The sequence below is a fragment of the Clostridium sp. CM028 genome, assembly GCF_030585565.1.
Taxonomy (GTDB): Bacteria; Bacillota; Clostridia; order Clostridiales; family Clostridiaceae; genus Clostridium_AD; species Clostridium_AD estertheticum_B.
In genome coordinates this window covers 3,322,319-3,341,954 of record NZ_CP077766.1, presented here as the reverse complement: position 1 = coordinate 3,341,954, position 19,636 = coordinate 3,322,319, and the positions used below count along the sequence as shown (strand labels likewise).

17 protein-coding genes and 2 other annotated features are annotated in these 19,636 nt (G+C 32.4%); all 17 genes read right to left on the bottom strand.

From position 1 onward, the window contains the following. Positions 1 to 83 precede the first annotated feature (83 nt). The 17 genes from KTC94_RS15785 to infC all read right to left on the bottom strand — a co-directional run bounded on the left by KTC94_RS15785 (position 84) and on the right by infC (position 19,490). Positions 84 to 2,375 carry an ATP-dependent DNA helicase gene (locus tag KTC94_RS15785; RefSeq protein WP_220319665.1) on the bottom strand — a complete coding sequence of 764 codons (2,292 nt, stop codon included), beginning with the start codon at positions 2,373 to 2,375 and terminating at the stop codon, positions 84 to 86. Positions 2,376 to 2,545: 170 nt separating this feature from the next. Next, entirely contained in the window at positions 2,546 to 4,477 is a 1,932-nt protein-coding gene (locus KTC94_RS15780) for an ABC-F family ATP-binding cassette domain-containing protein (protein ID WP_216303291.1), read from the bottom strand. Positions 4,478 to 4,661: 184 nt separating this feature from the next. Continuing rightward, positions 4,662 to 4,850 carry a hypothetical protein gene (locus tag KTC94_RS15775; RefSeq protein WP_165414639.1) on the bottom strand — a complete coding sequence of 63 codons (189 nt, stop codon included), beginning with the start codon at positions 4,848 to 4,850 and terminating at the stop codon, positions 4,662 to 4,664. A gap of 60 nt (positions 4,851 to 4,910) precedes the next feature. Continuing rightward, a complete protein-coding gene (locus tag KTC94_RS15770; RefSeq protein WP_220319656.1) occupies positions 4,911 to 5,876 on the bottom strand; it encodes an ABC transporter ATP-binding protein in 966 nt (321 codons plus the stop codon). A 42-nt stretch (positions 5,877 to 5,918) separates the two neighbouring features. Further along, positions 5,919 to 6,899, bottom strand: coding sequence for an ABC transporter ATP-binding protein (locus KTC94_RS15765; protein ID WP_220287386.1), 981 nt, complete (start codon positions 6,897 to 6,899; stop codon positions 5,919 to 5,921). 10 nt (positions 6,900 to 6,909) lie between these two features. Further along, positions 6,910 to 7,827 carry an oligopeptide ABC transporter permease gene (gene opp4C / locus KTC94_RS15760; protein WP_216303262.1) on the bottom strand — a complete coding sequence of 306 codons (918 nt, stop codon included), beginning with the start codon at positions 7,825 to 7,827 and terminating at the stop codon, positions 6,910 to 6,912. An 11-nt stretch (positions 7,828 to 7,838) separates the two neighbouring features. Continuing rightward, the gene (locus KTC94_RS15755; protein WP_220287388.1) at positions 7,839 to 8,801 is read right to left on the bottom strand and encodes an ABC transporter permease; all 963 of its coding nucleotides are present in this window, start codon (positions 8,799 to 8,801) and stop codon (positions 7,839 to 7,841) included. Between the two features lie 70 nt (positions 8,802 to 8,871). After that, on the bottom strand, positions 8,872 to 10,584 hold the full coding sequence (locus tag KTC94_RS15750; protein WP_220287390.1) for an ABC transporter substrate-binding protein: 1,713 nt from the start codon (positions 10,582 to 10,584) through the stop codon (positions 8,872 to 8,874). Positions 10,585 to 10,827: 243 nt separating this feature from the next. Continuing rightward, a complete protein-coding gene (locus tag KTC94_RS15745; protein WP_216303265.1) occupies positions 10,828 to 11,427 on the bottom strand; it encodes a cell division protein ZapA in 600 nt (199 codons plus the stop codon). Positions 11,428 to 11,599: 172 nt separating this feature from the next. Then, entirely contained in the window at positions 11,600 to 13,978 is a 2,379-nt protein-coding gene (gene pheT / locus KTC94_RS15740) for a phenylalanine--tRNA ligase subunit beta (RefSeq protein WP_220319655.1), read from the bottom strand. Positions 13,979 to 14,045: 67 nt separating this feature from the next. After that, complete coding sequence (gene pheS / locus KTC94_RS15735) at positions 14,046 to 15,065, bottom strand: phenylalanine--tRNA ligase subunit alpha (protein WP_165414233.1); 1,020 nt, start codon at positions 15,063 to 15,065, stop codon at positions 14,046 to 14,048. 59 nt (positions 15,066 to 15,124) lie between these two features. After that, positions 15,125 to 15,337: a binding site (T-box leader), on the bottom strand. A gap of 68 nt (positions 15,338 to 15,405) precedes the next feature. Further along, positions 15,406 to 16,191: an RNA methyltransferase gene (locus KTC94_RS15730; RefSeq protein WP_216303267.1), complete on the bottom strand. Its 786-nt coding sequence runs from the start codon at positions 16,189 to 16,191 to the stop codon at positions 15,406 to 15,408. Between the two features lie 12 nt (positions 16,192 to 16,203). Then, positions 16,204 to 16,863, bottom strand: a complete 660-nt coding sequence (locus KTC94_RS15725; RefSeq protein ID WP_165414231.1) for a TrkA family potassium uptake protein — start codon at positions 16,861 to 16,863, stop codon at positions 16,204 to 16,206. A gap of 11 nt (positions 16,864 to 16,874) precedes the next feature. Next, positions 16,875 to 18,239: a TrkH family potassium uptake protein gene (locus KTC94_RS15720; RefSeq protein WP_216303268.1), complete on the bottom strand. Its 1,365-nt coding sequence runs from the start codon at positions 18,237 to 18,239 to the stop codon at positions 16,875 to 16,877. Between the two features lie 118 nt (positions 18,240 to 18,357). Further along, entirely contained in the window at positions 18,358 to 18,717 is a 360-nt protein-coding gene (gene rplT / locus KTC94_RS15715; protein ID WP_165414229.1) for a 50S ribosomal protein L20, read from the bottom strand. 27 nt (positions 18,718 to 18,744) lie between these two features. Further along, the gene (gene rpmI, locus KTC94_RS15710; protein ID WP_165414228.1) at positions 18,745 to 18,942 is read right to left on the bottom strand and encodes a 50S ribosomal protein L35; all 198 of its coding nucleotides are present in this window, start codon (positions 18,940 to 18,942) and stop codon (positions 18,745 to 18,747) included. Positions 18,943 to 18,962: 20 nt separating this feature from the next. Further along, positions 18,963 to 19,490 (bottom strand): translation initiation factor IF-3, encoded by a 528-nt coding sequence (gene infC, locus KTC94_RS15705; protein ID WP_165414227.1) that lies wholly within the window; start codon positions 19,488 to 19,490, stop codon positions 18,963 to 18,965. A gap of 34 nt (positions 19,491 to 19,524) precedes the next feature. Beyond that, positions 19,525 to 19,636: a sequence feature (ribosomal protein L20 leader region), on the bottom strand.

The window sequence follows — 19,636 nt, the reverse complement described above, 5'->3', positions numbered from 1 at the left end:
GACTTTAATTATTTGTATATAAAAAACTTGAGCAAATGCTCAAGTTTTTTTATTTTCTTAGATAATATTATTTTTACAATTCCTTATTCCCAAAATTCACAAATCTCTTTTTTAGCATGAGTGCTATTATTTATTATATGATAATTGTCCCATTCCTTTGGGAAAAGTCGTCTATACCTTTGGTTAAGGAATCTATCATCTATTAATAGCGCGATCCCACTATCTTCCTCTGTTCTAATTACCCTTCCCGCCGCCTGTAGTACTTTATTCATACCTGGGTACATATAAGAATATTCATAGCCACAATTGCTTTTATTATTAAAGTATTCTTTAATAATTTCCCGTTCAAAGCAAATCATAGGATGACCTACACCGATGATTATAACACCAATTAATGCATCACCTTTTAAATCAATACCTTCAGAAAATATACCACCTAAAACTCCAAAACCTAAAATATTCTCATCACTCGAACTACTAAAGTTTTGCAAAAATTCTTCCCTGGCATCTTCAGTCATAGAATTGGTTTGGATACTTACTTTGATATGTGGATACTTTTGCGTAAAACTATTACACACTTCCTCCATATATTTATATGAAGGAAAAAACACCATATAATTTCCATTCTTAGCACTTATTACAGAATATATGTACTCTACTATCTTTAGGTAACTATTTTCTCTATATTTATATTTAGTAGAAATGTCCTTAGCTACCATTACCCTAAGCTTACTTTTGTCAAAGGGAGAATTCAGCGTTAAATGGTAATCCTTACTTTCTCCACCCAAAATCTCTTTAAAGTATACTAATGGTAGTAGCGTTGCAGAGAAGTATATCACTGATTGACCTCTTTTTGACGCCTCGCTTAAAAGCTTAGATGGATCCAAGCAAAACATTTTTAATACTACGTCATCTAACCCACTTTCTACATAGGTTATATATTTATCATCATAAAGTTCAGCTACCCGAATAAAACTCAAAGAGTTAAAATACAATTCTAAAAAACTATCATATGTTTCAGATTTTTCATTTTTCGTGAGCCATTTTTCTAATATTTTAGTAAGCCTCGTAAGGAGGTTATATATATCCACTGGTTCAGAATTTTGTTTGTAATATCCATCTTCATTACACATTTTCTTCATGCTGTTGATAAGAGCATTTAACTTATTCAAAACTTTGCACATTTGATCGTCAAGACCTTTTATATCTTTTTTCAATTGCATAATCAATTTTTTACTAATTTGCGCTGAAAACATTTCTCTAGCTCTATCCACTAAGTTATGAGCCTCATCAACCAAAAAAGTATATTCCCCACCGTTATCAGTAAAGAATCTTTTTAAGTAAACCCTAGGATCAAATACATAATTATAATCGCATATAACGCTGTCAGCCCACACAGTTAAATCCAATGAAAACTCAAATGGACATACGTTATATTTATTTGAGTATATCTCAATTATTTCTCTGCTAAATGTATTTTCATTTTTCAGAATATCAAGTAGCGCTTCATTAACTCTATCAAAATGTCCTTTTGCAAATTTACATTGCTGCGGATTACATGCACTACCTTTACTAAGACATACTTTATCCTTTGCTGTTAGTGTAATCGTCTTAAATTTAAGTCCATTTGATTTCATTTTATCAAAGGCATCCTCTGCAACTCGTCTTGTTATAGTTTTGGCTGTTAGGTAAAAAATCTTTGTGGTATGCCCTTCTCCCATAGCTTTAACCACCGGAAACAAAGTAGATATAGTTTTACCTATTCCTGTGGGGGCTTGCACAAACATTTTCTTTTTCTCTACTACTGTTTTATATACGCAGACAGCTAGTTCCCTTTGACCGTCCCTATAATTTTCAAACGGAAACAACAACTCTTTTATAGTACTATCTCTTTCCTTATTCCACTCACTAGCAATATTTGCCCATACAAAATAGCTAGAGATAATTTCATCAAAAAATTCTTGTAGTTTTTCAATTGAAAAAGCTTTGACAAACTGCTTAGTTTTTTGCGTATCTATTTCATAATAGGTTAATTGAACATTAATAAGCCCAAGATTATTTTGAATCCCATATATATATGCATAACATTTGGCTTGAGCCCAGTGAAGACTATTATAATCTTCCTTAATAAGTTCTATATCTTTAGCAACTGTTTTAATTTCATCTATGGTAACTTTATTATTTTTGATTAGAATACCATCAGCACGCCCCTCAATTATAATCGAGGCCCCATTATATAGTATACTGTGTTTTAAACTTACCTCAGCGCGATATTCTTCTCCAAGTAATACCGAATACTTTTCTTTATTCTCACTTTGAATTTTTTGATGTGCTTTGGTTCCCTCTACAGCTCTGCTACTCCCCATAAACCTCATATCTAAATCGCCAGCCCTTAGTACAAACTCTACTAAGTTACGCACAGATATTTTTATATCTCTATTTTTATCCACAGACCATACCTTCTTTATTAAATAAACTTATCACTCATAAATTTTCAATAACATTTCAGAAACAAAATCACCCACTTGTATAAGTGGGTGATGATTTAATTGTTTTTCTGCTGCTCTATTTTCTCAACTAATTCATTTAAATATGTCCATCGCACCATTAGCTGTTCAGCTTCAACTCCAATATTCTTTTGCTGCTTAACTAGTTTCTGCAAATATTCAAAATCACTACTTCCATCATTGATTTTTTTATTAATATCCACAAGTTCTGCTTCCTTTTGCTCAATTTTACCGTCGATTTCATCAAATTCTTTCTGCTCTTTAAATGTAATTTTCAAAAGCTTCTCTTCTTTAATTGCCTCATCTTTACTGCTTGCAACCTCTTCATTTACATCTTTTTTGTCTTCTTTATCTACTTCTAGTAAATTCGGATTTTTTTCTATATATTCTTTATACTCAGAATAATTACCTACAAATTGAATTATCTTTTCATTTCCCTCAAAACTGAATATTTTGTCAGATACTCTATCTAAAAAGTATCTATCATGAGATACAGTTATAACCACACCACTAAACCCATCTAAATAATCTTCGAGTACTGCTAGAGTTTGAATATCAAAGTCATTAGTTGGCTCATCTAAAAATAGTACATTTGGAGCTTCCATAAGAATCCTTAATAAATATAGTCTTCGTTTTTCTCCACCGGATAAACTAGAAATAAATGAATGCTTAGTAGTTCCATCAAATAAGAATCTCTCAAGCATTTGAGAAGCTGTAACCTGTTCTCCATCGCCTGTAGTTATATATTCTGCACCTTCTCGAATGTACTCTATAGCACGTAGCTTTTCGTTCATCTCACCATTTTCTTGATGGAAAAAGCCAATTTTCAATGTTTCTCCCCAATCTATTACCCCTGAATCTGGGCTTAATACTCCACTTAAAATATTCATAAGCGTAGATTTCCCCATACCATTAGGTCCTATAATACCTACTTTATCTCTCCTAGTAAAAGTATGACTAAAATTACTAATTAATTTTTTATCACCATATGCTTTATATATGTTCTCTACATTCATAATCTTTTTACCAAGTCTAGTAGATGCCGAGGATAATTCTAACTTTTCGTTTGTTACATCAACTTTTCCATCGCGAAGCTCATCAAAACGGTCAATTCTCGCCTTTTGCTTAGTACTTCTAGCTTTAGCCCCACGTCTTATCCAAGCTAGTTCCTTTTTAAATAAACTCTCTCTTTTTTTCTCTATTGTATCCATTAAAGCCATTCTTTCAACTTTCTTTTCCAAAAACACACTATAATTCCCCTGATAACTATATAGATTACCCTTATCAAGCTCAATAATTTTATTTGTTATTCTATCTAAAAAATACCTATCATGAGTAATCATAAGTAGTGCACCTTTTCTACTATTTAAAAATTTCTCAAGCCAATCTATTATTTTATTATCCATATGATTTGTAGGCTCATCCAAAATTAATAAATCTGAGGGAGTAATTAGAGCACTACACAAAGCGACTCTTTTTCTTTGTCCACCTGAAAGGTTGCCTATTCGCTGCTTAAAATCGGTTATTCCAAGCTTTGTAAGTATTATTTTAGCTTCATTTTGAACTTCCCATCCGTTACATGCGTCCATCTTAGTGTTAAGGTTCATTAAAGTATTTTGAACGGATTCATCTTCTGGATTTTCCTCCATTTTCTCCATAGCTACTTCATATTCTCTTATAACCTTCATAACATCAGTTTCACTTTTAAAAATTTGCTCAAGCACTGTAGCTTCTGGGTCAAATTTAGGATTTTGAGATAAATATTCTATATTCACTTTGTTTCCCTTTAAAATTCTTCCCCCATCAGGAACTTCAAAGCCAGCTATTATTTTTAAAAAAGTTGATTTTCCTGTTCCATTAACTCCTATTAATCCAATTTTATCGCCATCACTTATACCTAATGACACTTTATTAATGAGTATTTTTTCACTATAACTTTTACTCATTTCTTCTATTGTTAACAAATTCATATACATACCATCCTTTTCATGTTCTAACATTAGGGGCATGAGATTAAATGTCCCTACACTTCAATTATACCCAAATAAGCACCCAAGTGATAGTGCAAATTCATCTTCGACAAATTTTTCATTATCTCTAGGGTGTATTCTTAAACAAATATACATTTTTTTTACAACTACTAGTTGACTATTATTAACTTCTGATCCATACTTTCATTACAATAAATAACAACAAACTCATGACTAATGCAGCTCCCATAACTATTGGCATAAATATCTGAAATTGTGCTATAACAATGGCTACAATGTCCTTCCATCCTACACCTTCATCACAATTCAAATCACTATCCTTTATTCTTTCTAGTTCTCTTTCCTGTCTCATATATTCCCCCCTTACTTTGGAAATTCAATATACTATCCTTTTATGCTACCAATCATTACCTTACAGCAAGTGGCAAGCTACAAAATGTTTACTGCCTACATCTTTATACTGTGGACATTCATTTTTGCATCTTTCCACAGCATATTGACATCGGGTATGAAATTTACAGCCACAGGGTGGATTTGCCGGACTTGGTATGTCTCCCTTAAGAATAATTCTTTCTCTCTTTAATGTTGGATCTGGTAGAGGCACTGCCGATAACAATGCCTTCGTATATGGATGAAGAGGATTATTATACAATTCATTTTTTGATGCTAATTCCACCAAAGATCCTAGGTACATAACCCCTATTCTATGACTAATATGTTTTACTACACTTAAATCATGCGAAATAAATAAATATGAAAACCCCATTTTTTCTTGAAGATCACACATTAAATTAACTATTTGAGATTGAATGGACACATCTAGTGCTGATACAGGTTCATCAGCAACTATAAATTCAGGATTTAATATAAGAGCTCTTGCTATTCCTATTCTCTGCCTTTGCCCACCTGAAAATTCATGTGGGTATCTTCTTATGTGATAAGGTGCAAGCCCACAAATCTCAAGCACCTCTTTAACTCTACCAGCAATTTCGCTTTTAGGCAATAACTCATGATCTATTAGCGATTCTCCAACTATTTGCCCTATAGTAAGTCTTGGATTAAGAGAACTATATGGATCTTGAAAAATTATTTGCATTTTAGGTCTCATCTTTCTTAAATCTTTTTTCGATAAATCAAATACATTTTGATTTTTAAAATAAACATTGCCTTCTGTTTTGTTTATAAGCCTTAACATAGTTCTACCAACTGTAGTTTTCCCACATCCTGATTCACCCACTAGGCCCAAGGTTTCACCTTTATTTATATATAGAGATACCCCATCTACAGCTTTAACATAACCTACAGTCTTTTTAAGTATTCCACCCTGAATAGGAAAATATGTTTTTAAATTCTCTACTCTAACTATTTCATCGTGCACTTACTTCCCCTCCTTGCATCGCTTCATAGTACAAAATATTTATTAGTTGTTTTGCTCCTCATATAAAAAGCAGGCTACCTTATGTCCTTGCCTTATCTCATAAGTAGGTGGTTGCTTCTTTCTACAAATATCCATAGCTTTCGGGCATCTTGCACAAAAATAACATTCTTCTGGCATATTAATTGGGTTTGGAACCTGTCCGGGTATTGAGTATAATCTATCTACATCTTTATCCAGTGAAGGTTTAGATTTCATTAAGCCTTCAGTATATGGATGCATTGGATTTTTAAATAACTCAATTACAGGTGCTTCTTCAATAACCTTACCAGCATACATTACTACTACATATTCTGCCATTTCAGCAATTACTCCAAGATCATGAGTTATTAGCATTATTGAAGTATTAAGCTTTTTCTTTAGATCCTTCATAATATCAAGTATTTGCGCTTGAATTGTTACATCTAATGCAGTAGTTGGCTCATCTGCTATTAAAAGCTTTGGATTACAAGACACAGCCATTGCAATCATTGCCCTTTGGCGCATACCTCCACTAAGCTCATGAGGGTAACACTTCACTATGTCCTCAGCTCTTGGCACTCCAACTAGCTTTAACATATCTACTGCTTTTTCCCTAGCCTTAACTTTATTTAACTTTTGATGGAGCATTATTACTTCTTCTATTTGATACCCTATAGTGAATATAGGATTTAATGAAGTCATAGGCTCTTGAAATATTACCGCTATGTCATTCCCCCTTATTTTTCTTATTTCATCGCCTTTAAGTTCTAAAATATTTTTATTTTCAAACAGAATTTCGCCTCCAACTATTTTTCCGGGTGGTGACGGAATTAATCTCATTATTGACATTGCCGTAACGCTTTTACCACAACCCGATTCTCCAACTACACCTATTATTTCACCTTTTCTAATATTAAAACTAACATCATCAACAGCTTTCACAATTCCATCTTCTGTGTAAAAATATGTTTTCAAATTTTTTATCTCCACTAAATTTTTACTCATAATACACCCCCTAAACCTTTAGTTTGGGATCGATGGCGTCGCGAAGTCCATCTCCAAATAAATTTATACCCATTACCGTTAAGAAAATGCATATGCCAGGAGGCGCCCAAATCCAAGGTTTGAATTGTAATATATATGCATTATTAACTGCCTGGACCATTTGACCCCAAGACGGCGTAGGGGGAGTAACTCCAAGTCCTAGAAAACTTAATGCTGATTCCGTTAGAATTGCACCACCTATACCTAAAGTAGCTGAAACTATAATAGACGCATAGGTATTTGGTAGTAGATGACTAAATATTTTCCTTCTATCCTTAAGTCCTAAAGCTTCTGCTGCCTGCATAAATTCCTGTTCCCTAAGCGATAGTATTTGTCCTCGAACAATACGGCAAAGGCTTGGCCATCCAAGTAATCCTATAATAAACATAACTACGTACATCCTATACTGTGGGGCAACATTTAAATCTGACATTACAGCTGCCAGCATTATTAGTAGTGGCAAACTTGGAAAGCATAAGAATATATCAACTATCCTCATTATTACACTATCCACTGTTCCACCATAAAAGCCTGCTATTCCTCCTAACATACTTCCAATTAGTACTTCAACAAATACAGCGAGCACTCCTACTGACAGAGATATTCTGCCCCCATACATCACTCTTACTAAAACATCTCTTCCCACATCATCGGTACCCAAAAGATGTTTAAAAGAAGGTGAAGATGATACATTGTATAAATCTATAGTTTCCATTTTATAAGGTGATATTAATGGACCAATTAATGCCATAATCACCATAAACAACAGTATATACATTCCAAATATAGCTAGTTTATTCTTTTTTAACCGTTTTCTTATTATCTTCCAAGGGCTTAAAATTTCTTCTTTTTTAATTTGCTTCACTTTTGGTTTTACTTCTGCTTGCATTTTAACACCTCCTATTTAAGCCTTATTCTCGGATCAACTACGGCATAAGTAACATCTGCAATTAAATTCCCAACCAAAGTTAACACTGCAAATAAGATATTTATTCCCATGAGCAGTGGATAATCACGTCCACTTACTGCAGCAATTTCTATAGGTCCTATGCCAGGCCACCCAAAAATGCTTTCTGTAATAAACGCTCCAGAAAATAATAAAGGAAGCCAAAATCCCAGTAAAGTAATAACAGGAATCATTCCATTTCTAAGAGCATGTTTATATATAACCACTTTTTCTTTAAGTCCTTTAGCTCTAGCTGTTCTTATATAATCCTGCCTTATTACCTCTAGCATACTTGATCTTGTGTATCTCATAAGACCTGCCACACTACTTAAAGTAAGTACAATTAGCGGTAGTATCATATGACGAGCTACATCTAAACCATAGGAAATGCCTGCTACTGTACTTCCAGCCGTGCTCATTCCAGAAACCGGAAGTATTTTAAGGTCTACAGCAAAAACTTTTATAAGAAGCATACCAAAAAAGAATGAGGGCATAGAAATACCTATCAGGGCAAACACGGTGAAAAATCCATCAAATTTTGAGTACTGCTTAGTTGCAGAAACCACTCCGATTGGAATTGAGATTAATACACTTAGTATTAATGAGAGTATAGCTAGGTAAAATGTATTCCAAATATATGTGTTCATAACCTTTCCTACTGGCTGTTTAAAGTTAGTAGATTCGCCAAAATCCCCATGAAGTACTCCTCCAGCCCATCTAAGATACTGCTTATACGCCGGTAGATCTAGTCCCATTTGATGTCTTAATTCTTGCTTTCTTTCTGGTGTTAAATGTGGATCCATTTTACCTGTTAATGCATCACCTGGTGCCAACTGCAATATTAAAAATATTACTATAGATACCCCTATTAAAACTGGTATCATTTGCAGTAATCTTCTAGTTATATACTGCCTCATGACAATCCCCCTTTATAAACTATGCTTGGTAACCCCAAGCATAGCAAAATATAATTAAAGCATCATTTACCTATTTAGCTTTAGGTTCAATCAATTCTGCATCTGCAATTTGATAAGTAAAATTAACATATGGAGAGATGTTTATACCTTTAACTCTTGAACTTACAGCCCACATCATTTTACATTGATCTAACAAAACATATGGAGCTTCCTCTGTGAAAAGTTTTAACCACTTTTGATATAATACCTTTCTTTCTTTTACATCCGTAGTCTTAAGAGCATCTGCCATTAATTTTTCACTTTCTTTATTTACCCAATTTCCTGGATTGAATCCACCGAGCTCTGCTTGCTTTTCTGAGAATAATCCTGATGGATCTGGATCAATACTTAAAGTCCAAGACATATTATACATATCAAATTTTTGTTCATCAAAAACCTTTGTACACATAGTCTTGAATTCCATTAATTCAGGAATAACATCTATTCCTATGGCCTTCCAATTCTCCTTTACTATTGGAATTAACAATTCTACGTATTTACTTCCTTGATAAGTCATCCAATGGATTTGAAACTTTTTACCATCCTTATATCTAAATCCATCTTCCTTTTTAATCCAACCTGCTGCTTCTAATAATTTATTTGCTTTTTCAGGATTATATTCATATTTATTTATGTCATCAGTATATGCCCAAGATACTTGTGATACTGGTGCATTACAAACATCAGCATATCCTTTATATCTAGCATCTATAAATCCTTTTCTATTTAAACCATAAGTAAGTGCTTGCCGTACCCTTTCATCTTTTAATTTTTCATCTTTAAGATTTAACCCTATATATCCATATCCATTATCCGGAAAAAGTTGCATATCTATGAATCCTGCACTTTTAAGCATTTGGATATTTTCTGGTTCAGTTGCAATTCTATCAATATCTACTTCACCAGCGGAAAGTGATTGAATATTGGTTTGAGCATTAGTAACTTTTAATATTAACTTATTAATCTTAGCTTCACCCTTCCAATAACTAGGGTTTTTCTCAAAGTCAGCTTCTTGACCTGCCTTATATGCTTTAAATATATATGGACCACTGCCCATCGGTTTTAAGAATGTTTTTTTTAATTTATCTATATTACCTTTTTCAAATGCATAATAACTCTTGCACATAATTCCATAAATAAAATCAGAACTTAGAGCTGGTGATTTAACATCTGTTAATGTAAATGAAATTGTATTGTCATCTATAACCTTTATGCCTTTAACAGTTTTAGCATCACCTTTATTGTATTCCTTATACCCAACCAATTTATCTACAGCGTCTGTTCTGGGTCCATCATACTTTGGGTCACAAATAGCTGTATAAGTAAATTCCACGTCCTTTGCAGTTAATTCTTCTCCATTGCTAAATTTAATGCCTTTGTTTAAATGGAAGGTATAGGTTTTGCTATCCTTTGAAATCTCCCATTTCTTAGCTACTTTTTCTACAGGATTTCCTTTCGCATCATTTGTCAATAACCCTTCAAAAACTAATTGAGCAACATAACCATCATCTACTGAACTTTCATATATGGGATTAAATTTTCCTTCTGGTGCTGTAAATCCAACAATTAAAGTATCTTTTCTGTTTTTTGCTGTTTGTGGCACTTTTTCTGGATTTACAGCCGCTATAACTTCTGATCCTTTTAAATCCTTCGCTGCTCTCCCAACATCACTTTTACCGCAACCCGATAATACTAGAGCCATTGACATTGCTAAACTTAAACATCCAGCAATTCTTCTTTTCATTGTTTTCCCCCCTTTTTTTATAAACAATTTGATATAACTTAATAATTGTTGTTAATATAACAGTCTTTAATTTCGCTATCAATATAATTATATGTTTCATGAGCATTTTAATATTACACTTTATCAACTTAAAGTCATTATAATAAAAAATAGACTCACAATTATTTAAAAAATTGTGAGCCTTTTGTAAATATATTTCTCGTCCATTAAAAAAATCGCCTTTCGGCGACAATTAAATAATTTTTATTTTTTATGTGAAGCTAAAAGTGGATTATTAATTTTCTTTTGTTTAGCTAAACTAATTTGGTATTCTATCAACTTATTTTGTGAATCGATTATTTTGTACTTATAAGATTGAAGCTTAAATCTCATTTCTTTATTTTCTGTTTTTGTTCTTCTATTTTCTTCGATACAACTTTTACTAGTCACTTGCATCACATCTAATTGTTGTTGCATCTCTATATTTTCTTGCTCTAATGTTTTTACATATTCAGTTTTTTCTGTGTTTTTACACTTGTTAAGTAATTCTTGATTATAGTCTTCCAAATGATTTAACTGTTTTTTTAAACCTTCTAACTGCTCAGTCAATTCATTATCATGTTTTTCTAAAGATTCACCCTTACTCAAAAGTTCCTTGCAAAGTGACTTACTTTTAAACATATCATCACCTAAATTTAAAGCAGTTAAAATTGCTGCTGAGGAAGTACTAAGCTTTTCATTATTACTCATTATATTTTTTATTTTTTTATCAACATAACTAGCTACCATATGTAAATATTCTTCTCTTTCATCACCTTTTAAATTATATTCAACACCGTTTATCTTTATTGTTACAACGTTCATCTAAAACACCCTCTTAGACAGATTAGTTAAACTTATTGTACCACAATATAACTTTTAATAAAACCAATTTTTTCAAATTATGCATACAATTAATACAATATTCATTTGTTTTTTGAGATTGCATGAAATGATAAAACCCCCTTATTACTAAGGGAGTTTTAGTTTACTTTCATTATCTAAGTTCAGCACCTAATTTATGCTCTAGAGATCTTAATATCTTTTCATGCACCTTGTTTACTTCTTCATCTGTTAATGTCTTGTCCGAGCGTCTATATACTATAGCATAGGCTATACTTTTCTTTCCTTCTGCTATTTGTTTCCCCTTATACACGTCAAATAATTTTACACTTTCTAAAATATTTCCACCTTGCTTTACAATTATATCATCAATGTCTTGAACTAGAACCCTCTCATCAACTATAAGTGCGATATCCCTTGTTACAGCTGGAAACTTTGGAAGTGCTTTGTATTTCTTATTTAAGTCAGCATATTTATATAATATATCTAAGTTTAATTCTGCTATATAACATCTTGGCTGCACTTCATAGTTCTCCGAAACACTCGGATGAATTTCTCCAACCACACCTATAAATTCTCTCTTTACATATAGGTTTGATGTTTTTCCTGGGTGATAAGTTGGATTTTCACTTTCTCTTTTAAATGATGTATTTTTCATTCCCAAAATATCTAATACATTTTCCACTACACCTTTTAAATCCAAATAATCAGCATTTCCATACATTCCTATAGTTAATATATTTCTTTCCTCTGGAAGCTTATCTGCATCTTCATTTGGTATATACACCTTACCTATTTCGAATAACCTAGCTTCTTCATTATTCCTTGAATAATTCCTTGATAAACATTCCATCATAGATGCTATAGTTGTAGTTCTCATTATACTATAATCTTCTCCTAAAGGATTTTTTATAGTAACTACTTTTCTTAACTCACTATCTTCTGGAACTAATATTTTATTAAATATTTTAGGACTTACAAAAGAATAACTTATGGATTGATTAAGTGCACTGCCAATTAAAGAAAGCACTACTTTATCTTCTAATTTTTGCTTTTCACTTTTCCCACTTTTTGAAGTTTCACAATTAGGAATAGTAGATGGTATGTTATCATAACCATACATTCTAGCTATTTCCTCTGCGACGTCTTCTCTAATGTTAATATCAGACCTAAACGTAGGCACATGTATAACTAAAAAATCCCCTGTTATTTCTGTAGCAAGTTCTAATCTATCAAGGTATATTTTCATATTGGGCATAGATATATTAGTTCCTAAAAATTTATTAATCCAATTTGCATCTACTTCTAAAGTATGAGATTTAACTTTACTCGGATATACCTCAGTGCATCCGTCCATTATTTCACCCGCACCTAATTCTTCTATTAAATGACAAGCTCTATCCATTGCCATTTCAGCCATATTAGGATCTAAATCTTTTTCAAATTTAGAAGATGCATCGGTTCTTAAAGATAATTTCTTAGAAGCGAGTCTTATATTAACCCCATTAAAGTTTGCACTCTCAAATATTATGCTTGTGCTGTCTTCTTTAATTTCTGAATTTAAGCCTCCCATAATGCCTGCAATTGCTATTGTTCTATCTCCATCTTTAATAGTTAAAATGCTTTCATCTAAATCTCTTTCTATCTCATCCAAGGTAATAAATTTTTCTCCGTTACCCGCTCTTTCTATCACTATATCATTAGTCGTAATTTGCCTAGCATCAAATGCATGCATAGGTTGACCAAGCTCTACCATAACGAAGTTTGTGATATCCACTATATTATTTATAGGTCTAATTTCTGCTTCTATAAGTCTTTCCTGCATCCATTGTGGAGAAGGCTCAATTTTTACATTTTTTATACCCTTTAACATATATCTTCTGCAAAGTTCATCATTAATATGAACCTTATAAAGGTCTTCCACATTATCCTTGCAGGTAGCTTTATAATCAAGTGCTGGTTTTCTATACTGCGTGCCTAAAGTTGCAGCCGTTTCTCTAGCTATTCCTAGAATACTTAAGCAATCTGCTCTGTTTGAAGTTATTTCAAAATCTATTAGTACACTTTGAAGATTTAATACTTCTTTTATGTCTTTTCCAATGATGGTATCGCTTGGAAGTATCATTAGTCCATCAACTGGTTCATCAACTGCAATTCCAAGTTCTTCCTCAGAGCAGAACATACCATTTGAAACTATTCCACGGAGTTTACCTTTTTTTATTTTTAGTCCTCCATGTAACGTTGATCCGTGAAGTGCTACTGGTACTATATCCTGTTCTTTCATATTAGTAGCTGCTGTAACGATTTGTGTCGGCTCGTCTAATCCTATATTTACTTGACATATAACTAATTTCTCAGCATCCGGATGTTTTTCTATTTTTATTATTTTCCCTGTAACAACCTTCTCAATTTCAGCACCTGATATAATAACCTCTTCTACTTTTGAACCAGACATGGTTAACTTATCTCCAAGCACCTTTGGTGAAATATCTATATCTACATAATCTTTAAGCCATTTAACTGGAACTTTCATTTTATATCCTCCTAGAATTTGTATAGTATTAAATCATCTTCTGCGAAGCTGCATTATTATTTATATTTTAGAATTGTTTTAAAAATCTCATATCACTTTCATAAAGTGCTCTAATATCGTCTATTCCGTATTTTAACATTGTAATTCTATCAAGGCCAAACCCGAAAGCAAATCCGCTATAAACTTCTGGATCAATCCCACAATTTCTTAAAACGTCCGGATGAACCATGCCACAACCTAAAAGTTCTATCCAGCCGCTACCGCCGCAAACCTTGCACCCTTTACCATTGCACACAAAGCAAGTGGCATCCATCTCAGCTGATGGCTCTGTAAAAGGAAAATGATGTGGTCTAAACTTTGTTTCCATTTCGTCCCCGAACATTTTTTGCGTAAATAATTCTAGCGTCCCTTTTAAATCAGCAAAGGTAATTCCCTTATCTACTATAAGCCCTTCAATTTGATAAAATATTGGTGAATGAGTAGCATCTGCTGCATCGGATCTATAAACTTTACCTGGCGCTATCATTTTTATAGGCGGTTTCTGAAGCTCCATAGTTCTTATTTGTATTGGTGAAGTTTGGGTTCTTAAAACTATATTATCATTTATGTAAAAAGTATCTTGTTCACCTCTTGCCGGATGATTTTTAGGTATGTTTAATGCCTCAAAGTTATAATAATCTCTTTCTACCTCAGGGCCCTCTTCAATAACAAATCCCATAGATAAAAATATTTCATTAACTTTTTCAAGTGTTAACTCTAACGGATGTCTTTTACCTACTGTTTGTTTTTTCCCTGGCATAGATATATCTATAACTTCACTTTTTAGCTTCATTTCTTTTTCATTGTTTTTTAATGTATCTGAAGCTTTATCTATAAGTGTCTCTATATCCTCTCTTACTTTATTTGCTAATTTTCCAACAATTGGTCTTTCTTCATTTGATAACTGTCCCATGCCTCTTAATATTTGCGTCAATTCACCTTTTTTGCCCAAATATTTAACTCTGATATTTTCTAATTCTGTTTTAATAGCAGCTCCTTTTAATTCTTCTAAAACTGCAGCTTTTATCGTTTCTAACTTTTCTTTCATAATGAATGCTCCTCTCATATTTTGATAATTCTTTATAAAACAAAAAAAACCATCCCCAATAAAGGGACGGAAAATCCGCGTTACCACCCTAATTGACTAAAAACAGTCCTCTTAGATAAATTTATCGGTTTTACCCGCTATCGGCTACTTTTTTTCACCATTAGAACTCTGGAGTGAACTTGGATATAAAAATTTCTTAATGAAGCTCTCAGTCTAAGGCTTCTTATCCCTGTAAGTATCTTTATATTTACTTTCTCCGTCACAGTTTATTATTAATTTATGGTAGTATACAAAATATTATAACCACAACTACAAAAAAATTCAACTATGAATTTAAAAATCATATATTATTTTTCTGTCTTACGACTTCATACATCATAATTGATGCAGCTACAGCTGCATTTAAAGATTCTGCACCACCAGGCATGGGAATTTTAATTTTCAAATCACATATCTCATAAACTTCGGCGCTTATTCCATTTCCTTCATTTCCAACTGATATAATAACTTTCTCTCTAAGGTCTACATTATAGAAGTTTTTATCAGTATCCAATGAACTAGTAACTAGCTTAAATCCAGCGCTCCTAAGCTTTTGCACCACCGATAGATCACTATCGCAAATAACGGGTATTTTAAAAATAGAACCCATTGTGGATCTTAAAGTTTTTTCATTATAGATATCTACAGTTCCTTTTGTAATTATAACTCCTAGTGCTCCCGCCGCATGAGCTGTTCTAATTATAGTTCCCATATTACCTGGATCTTGTATTTTATCAGCTAACATATAGAAGCCATGATCATATTTAATCTCTACCGGTTTATTTCTAACTGTAGCAATAATACCTTGCGGATTATCCGTATCGCAAATACTTTTAAATAAACTGTCACTAACACTATAAACTTTAGTATTCTTCTGTAGCTTGTTTTTCATACAAGAGTTTTCATATTTTGAATCTCCTCTAGCACTTATAAAAATGTGCACCACTTCAAAATCAGAATCCAAAGCTTCTTCTACAAATCTGAAACCTTCAACTAAAAACATATTACTGTCTTTCCTATATTTCTTTTCTTTTAACTTTTTGATATCTTTAATCAATAAATTATCCTTACTTTGAATATGTTCCAAACTGAATGCTCCTTATTTAACTAGATTTTCCAACTTATTTAATTCTTCAATATTACCTATTGCAACAATAATATCACCTGGTTCAACAATATTATCAGCTGCTGGAGCAACATCAATATCATTGTTTCTTTTTATAGCCATTACATTTATACCATATTGAGCTCTTATATTTAATTCTCCCAGGGTTTTATTATGCCATTCTTCAGGACTAATAACTTCAGCTATACTATAATCAGGAGATAATTCAATATAATCTAATATATTTGATGATACTAAATTATGAGCAACGCGTACACCCATATCTCTTTCTGGAAAAACTACTCTGTCTGCACCTATTTTATATAATACTTTAGCATGCAGGGCATTAGTCGCTTTTGTTATCACATATTTTACTCCTAATTCTTTAACTAAGAGTGTTGCCAAAATGCTAGATTGGATATTAGAACCTATACTAATGACTGCACAATCAAAATTACGAATTCCAAGAGCCCTTAAGCTATTTTCATCATTCGCATCAGCTTGAACTGCATGAGTTACATTATCCGAAATATTTTGAACTACATCTTCATCAAAATCAACTGCTAATACATCATTTCCCAAAGAATATAATGTTTCAGCAACGGATTCTCCAAATCTTCCGAGACCTATAACGATAAACTGTTTTTTACTCATTAACCCCACCCCTATCCAATTAAAATTTTGCCTTCTGGGTATTTTATATTTCCCGATTTACTTTTTTTATTTTTAGCTAATGCTAGTATTATAGTAAGTGGTCCCACTCTCCCTGCATACATGGTAAGTAAGATTATTACCTTTCCTACAAATGTTAATTTTGTAGTTAATCCGAGTGTTAATCCAACTGTAGCAAATGCTGAAGTAGCCTCATACAAAAAGTATTCAAAAGGAATATTCGGGCTCTGTGTAATAGATAATATCATGGTAACTGATATTACAATTGTTAGGGAAATAAGTGATACTGCAAACGCTTTATACACAAATTCTTTGCTTATGCGCTTTTGAAATATTTCAGTATCTTCTCTTCCACGAACCACAGACACTATAGTCATAAAAATCACAATGGCAGTAGTCGTTTTTATTCCACCCGCCGTTGATCCAGGCGATCCTCCAATAAACATTAAAATTATTGTTAAAAACTTTCCCGCCGTGGTCATTTTACCGAGTGGTATAGAATTAAACCCTGCTGTTCTTGGGGAAACTGATGCAAAAACGGAAGATAAAAATTTGCCCTTAATAGACATTCCTTGCATAGTGTCAGCATTATTCATCTCAAAAATATACATAAGTATTGCCCCTAAAACAACCAATGCTATCGTCGAGTAAATAACTATTCTAGCATGGAGTGACAATCTTTTTGTTCCCTTGCAATTATAAATTTCTACCCAAACATAAAATCCTAACCCACCTATTATTATTAATGCTGCAATTGTTAATATTACTACAGAATTACTAGCATAAGCAGTGACACTATTAAAGTTTCCAATCAAATCAAACCCAGCATTGCAGAACGCAGACACCGAATGGAACACGCTATAATAAATCCCTTTGGCAATTCCAAATTCAGGAATAAATTGTGTTGAGAATAACACCGCACCTGTTATCTGAACATAAATTGTAAATATCAATACATATCTGACCATTTTCACTAACCCTTGTAATGAGTTTACATTCATAGCTTCCTGCATCACTAGTCTTTCCTTTAATGTTATTCTTTTCCCTAAAATTAAAAAAACTAAAGTAGCTACAGACATAAATCCAAGTCCACCTATTTCTATAAGTAACATGATCACTGTTTTGCCAAAATATGTCCAATACGTTCCCGTGTCTAGTACTATAAGTCCCGTAACACACACAGCAGATGTAGAGGTAAATATACAATCTATAAAAGGCGTAATTTTACCACTTTGCGAAGCTATAGGTAGGCTTAATAGTATAGCCCCTATGACTATGACTATAGCAAACCCTAATGCAAGTATCCGAACAGGAGTATATATGCTTTTCTTTTTAAGATCTTTAATATCTAATTTCAAATTATTCACCTCTAAATTTTCAACTATGATGTTTTACTAATTATATCACTTTACATGTTTTTGTCAAAAATGCAATAAAAAATGCAGCCGTATGGCTACATTTTTGAATAAATAATTTTTATGCTTGTAATTGTTTTTTTGCAACTTCTACTAATTCAGCAAAAGCTTTTGGATCATTTATTGCAATTTCAGAAAGCATTTTTCTGTTAATATCTATGCCTGAAAGTTTCATTCCATTCATGAATCTTGAATATGAAAGGTCATTTAACCTTGTAGCAGCATTGATTCTAGCTATCCAAAGTTTTCTAAAATCTCTTTTCTTTAATTTTCTTCCGATATAACCATTTCTAAGTGCTCTCATTACTGCTTCATTAGCTGTTTTAAATAACTTACTTCTACCACCATAGTAGCCTTTTGCAAGCTTTAATACTTTTTTATGGTTTTTACGAGAGTTAACTGCTCGCTTAATTCTTGCCATTTAATATACCTCCTAATCACCATTCAATTATAAGTATGGTAACAATTTCTTCATCGATTTTATTTGAGTTGTTGAAACATATGCTGTTTTTCTAAGGTTTCTTTTTCTTTTCGGGCTTTTCTTTGTTAATATATGACTTGTAAAAGCTTTAGCTCTTTTTAACTTACCTGTTCCTGTTTTCTTAAATCTTTTTGCTGCGCCTCTATGTGTTTTCATTTTAGGCATAATAAAATTCCTCCTCTCAGTTATGCTTTTTTGGGAGCTAAAATCATTATCATATTTCTTCCCTCTTGTCTCGCTGGTTTTTCAACAATATAAACATCACCGATTTTTTCTACAAAAGATTTTAATATCTTATGTCCGACTTTTGAGTTTTCAATTTCTCTACCTCTAAATCTTACGGTTATCTTTACCTTATCTTCATCTAACAAGAATTTTTTAGCATTACTAGCCTTAATTGCAATATCATGATCTTCTATTGTTGCACTTAATCGTATTTCTTTAAGATTAACAACTTTTTGTTTCTTTTTAGCTTCTTTTTCTTTTTTCTGTTGTTCATAGATAAACTTACCAAAATCCATTATTCTACATACTGGAGGTTTTGCGGTAGGAGACATCATAACTAAATCTAAATCTTTCTCTTCCGCAAGATTCAACGCATCTTTAGTATTCAAAATACCCAATGCAGAACCATCAGCTCCAATAACTCTTATTTCTCTAACTCTGATTTCTTCATTCATCATGAAATCTTTGTTTTTACTAATAATTTTCACCTCCTAAGTGTATTTAGATAAAAATATAATATTTAAACAATTAAAAGGACGACAAAATGCCGTCCCTAATAGTAACAAATTTAAATTACTAATTAACCTAACTAGCATTACTGTTAGGTGAGAAACGGCTGTTTCTTCTTGTAAAA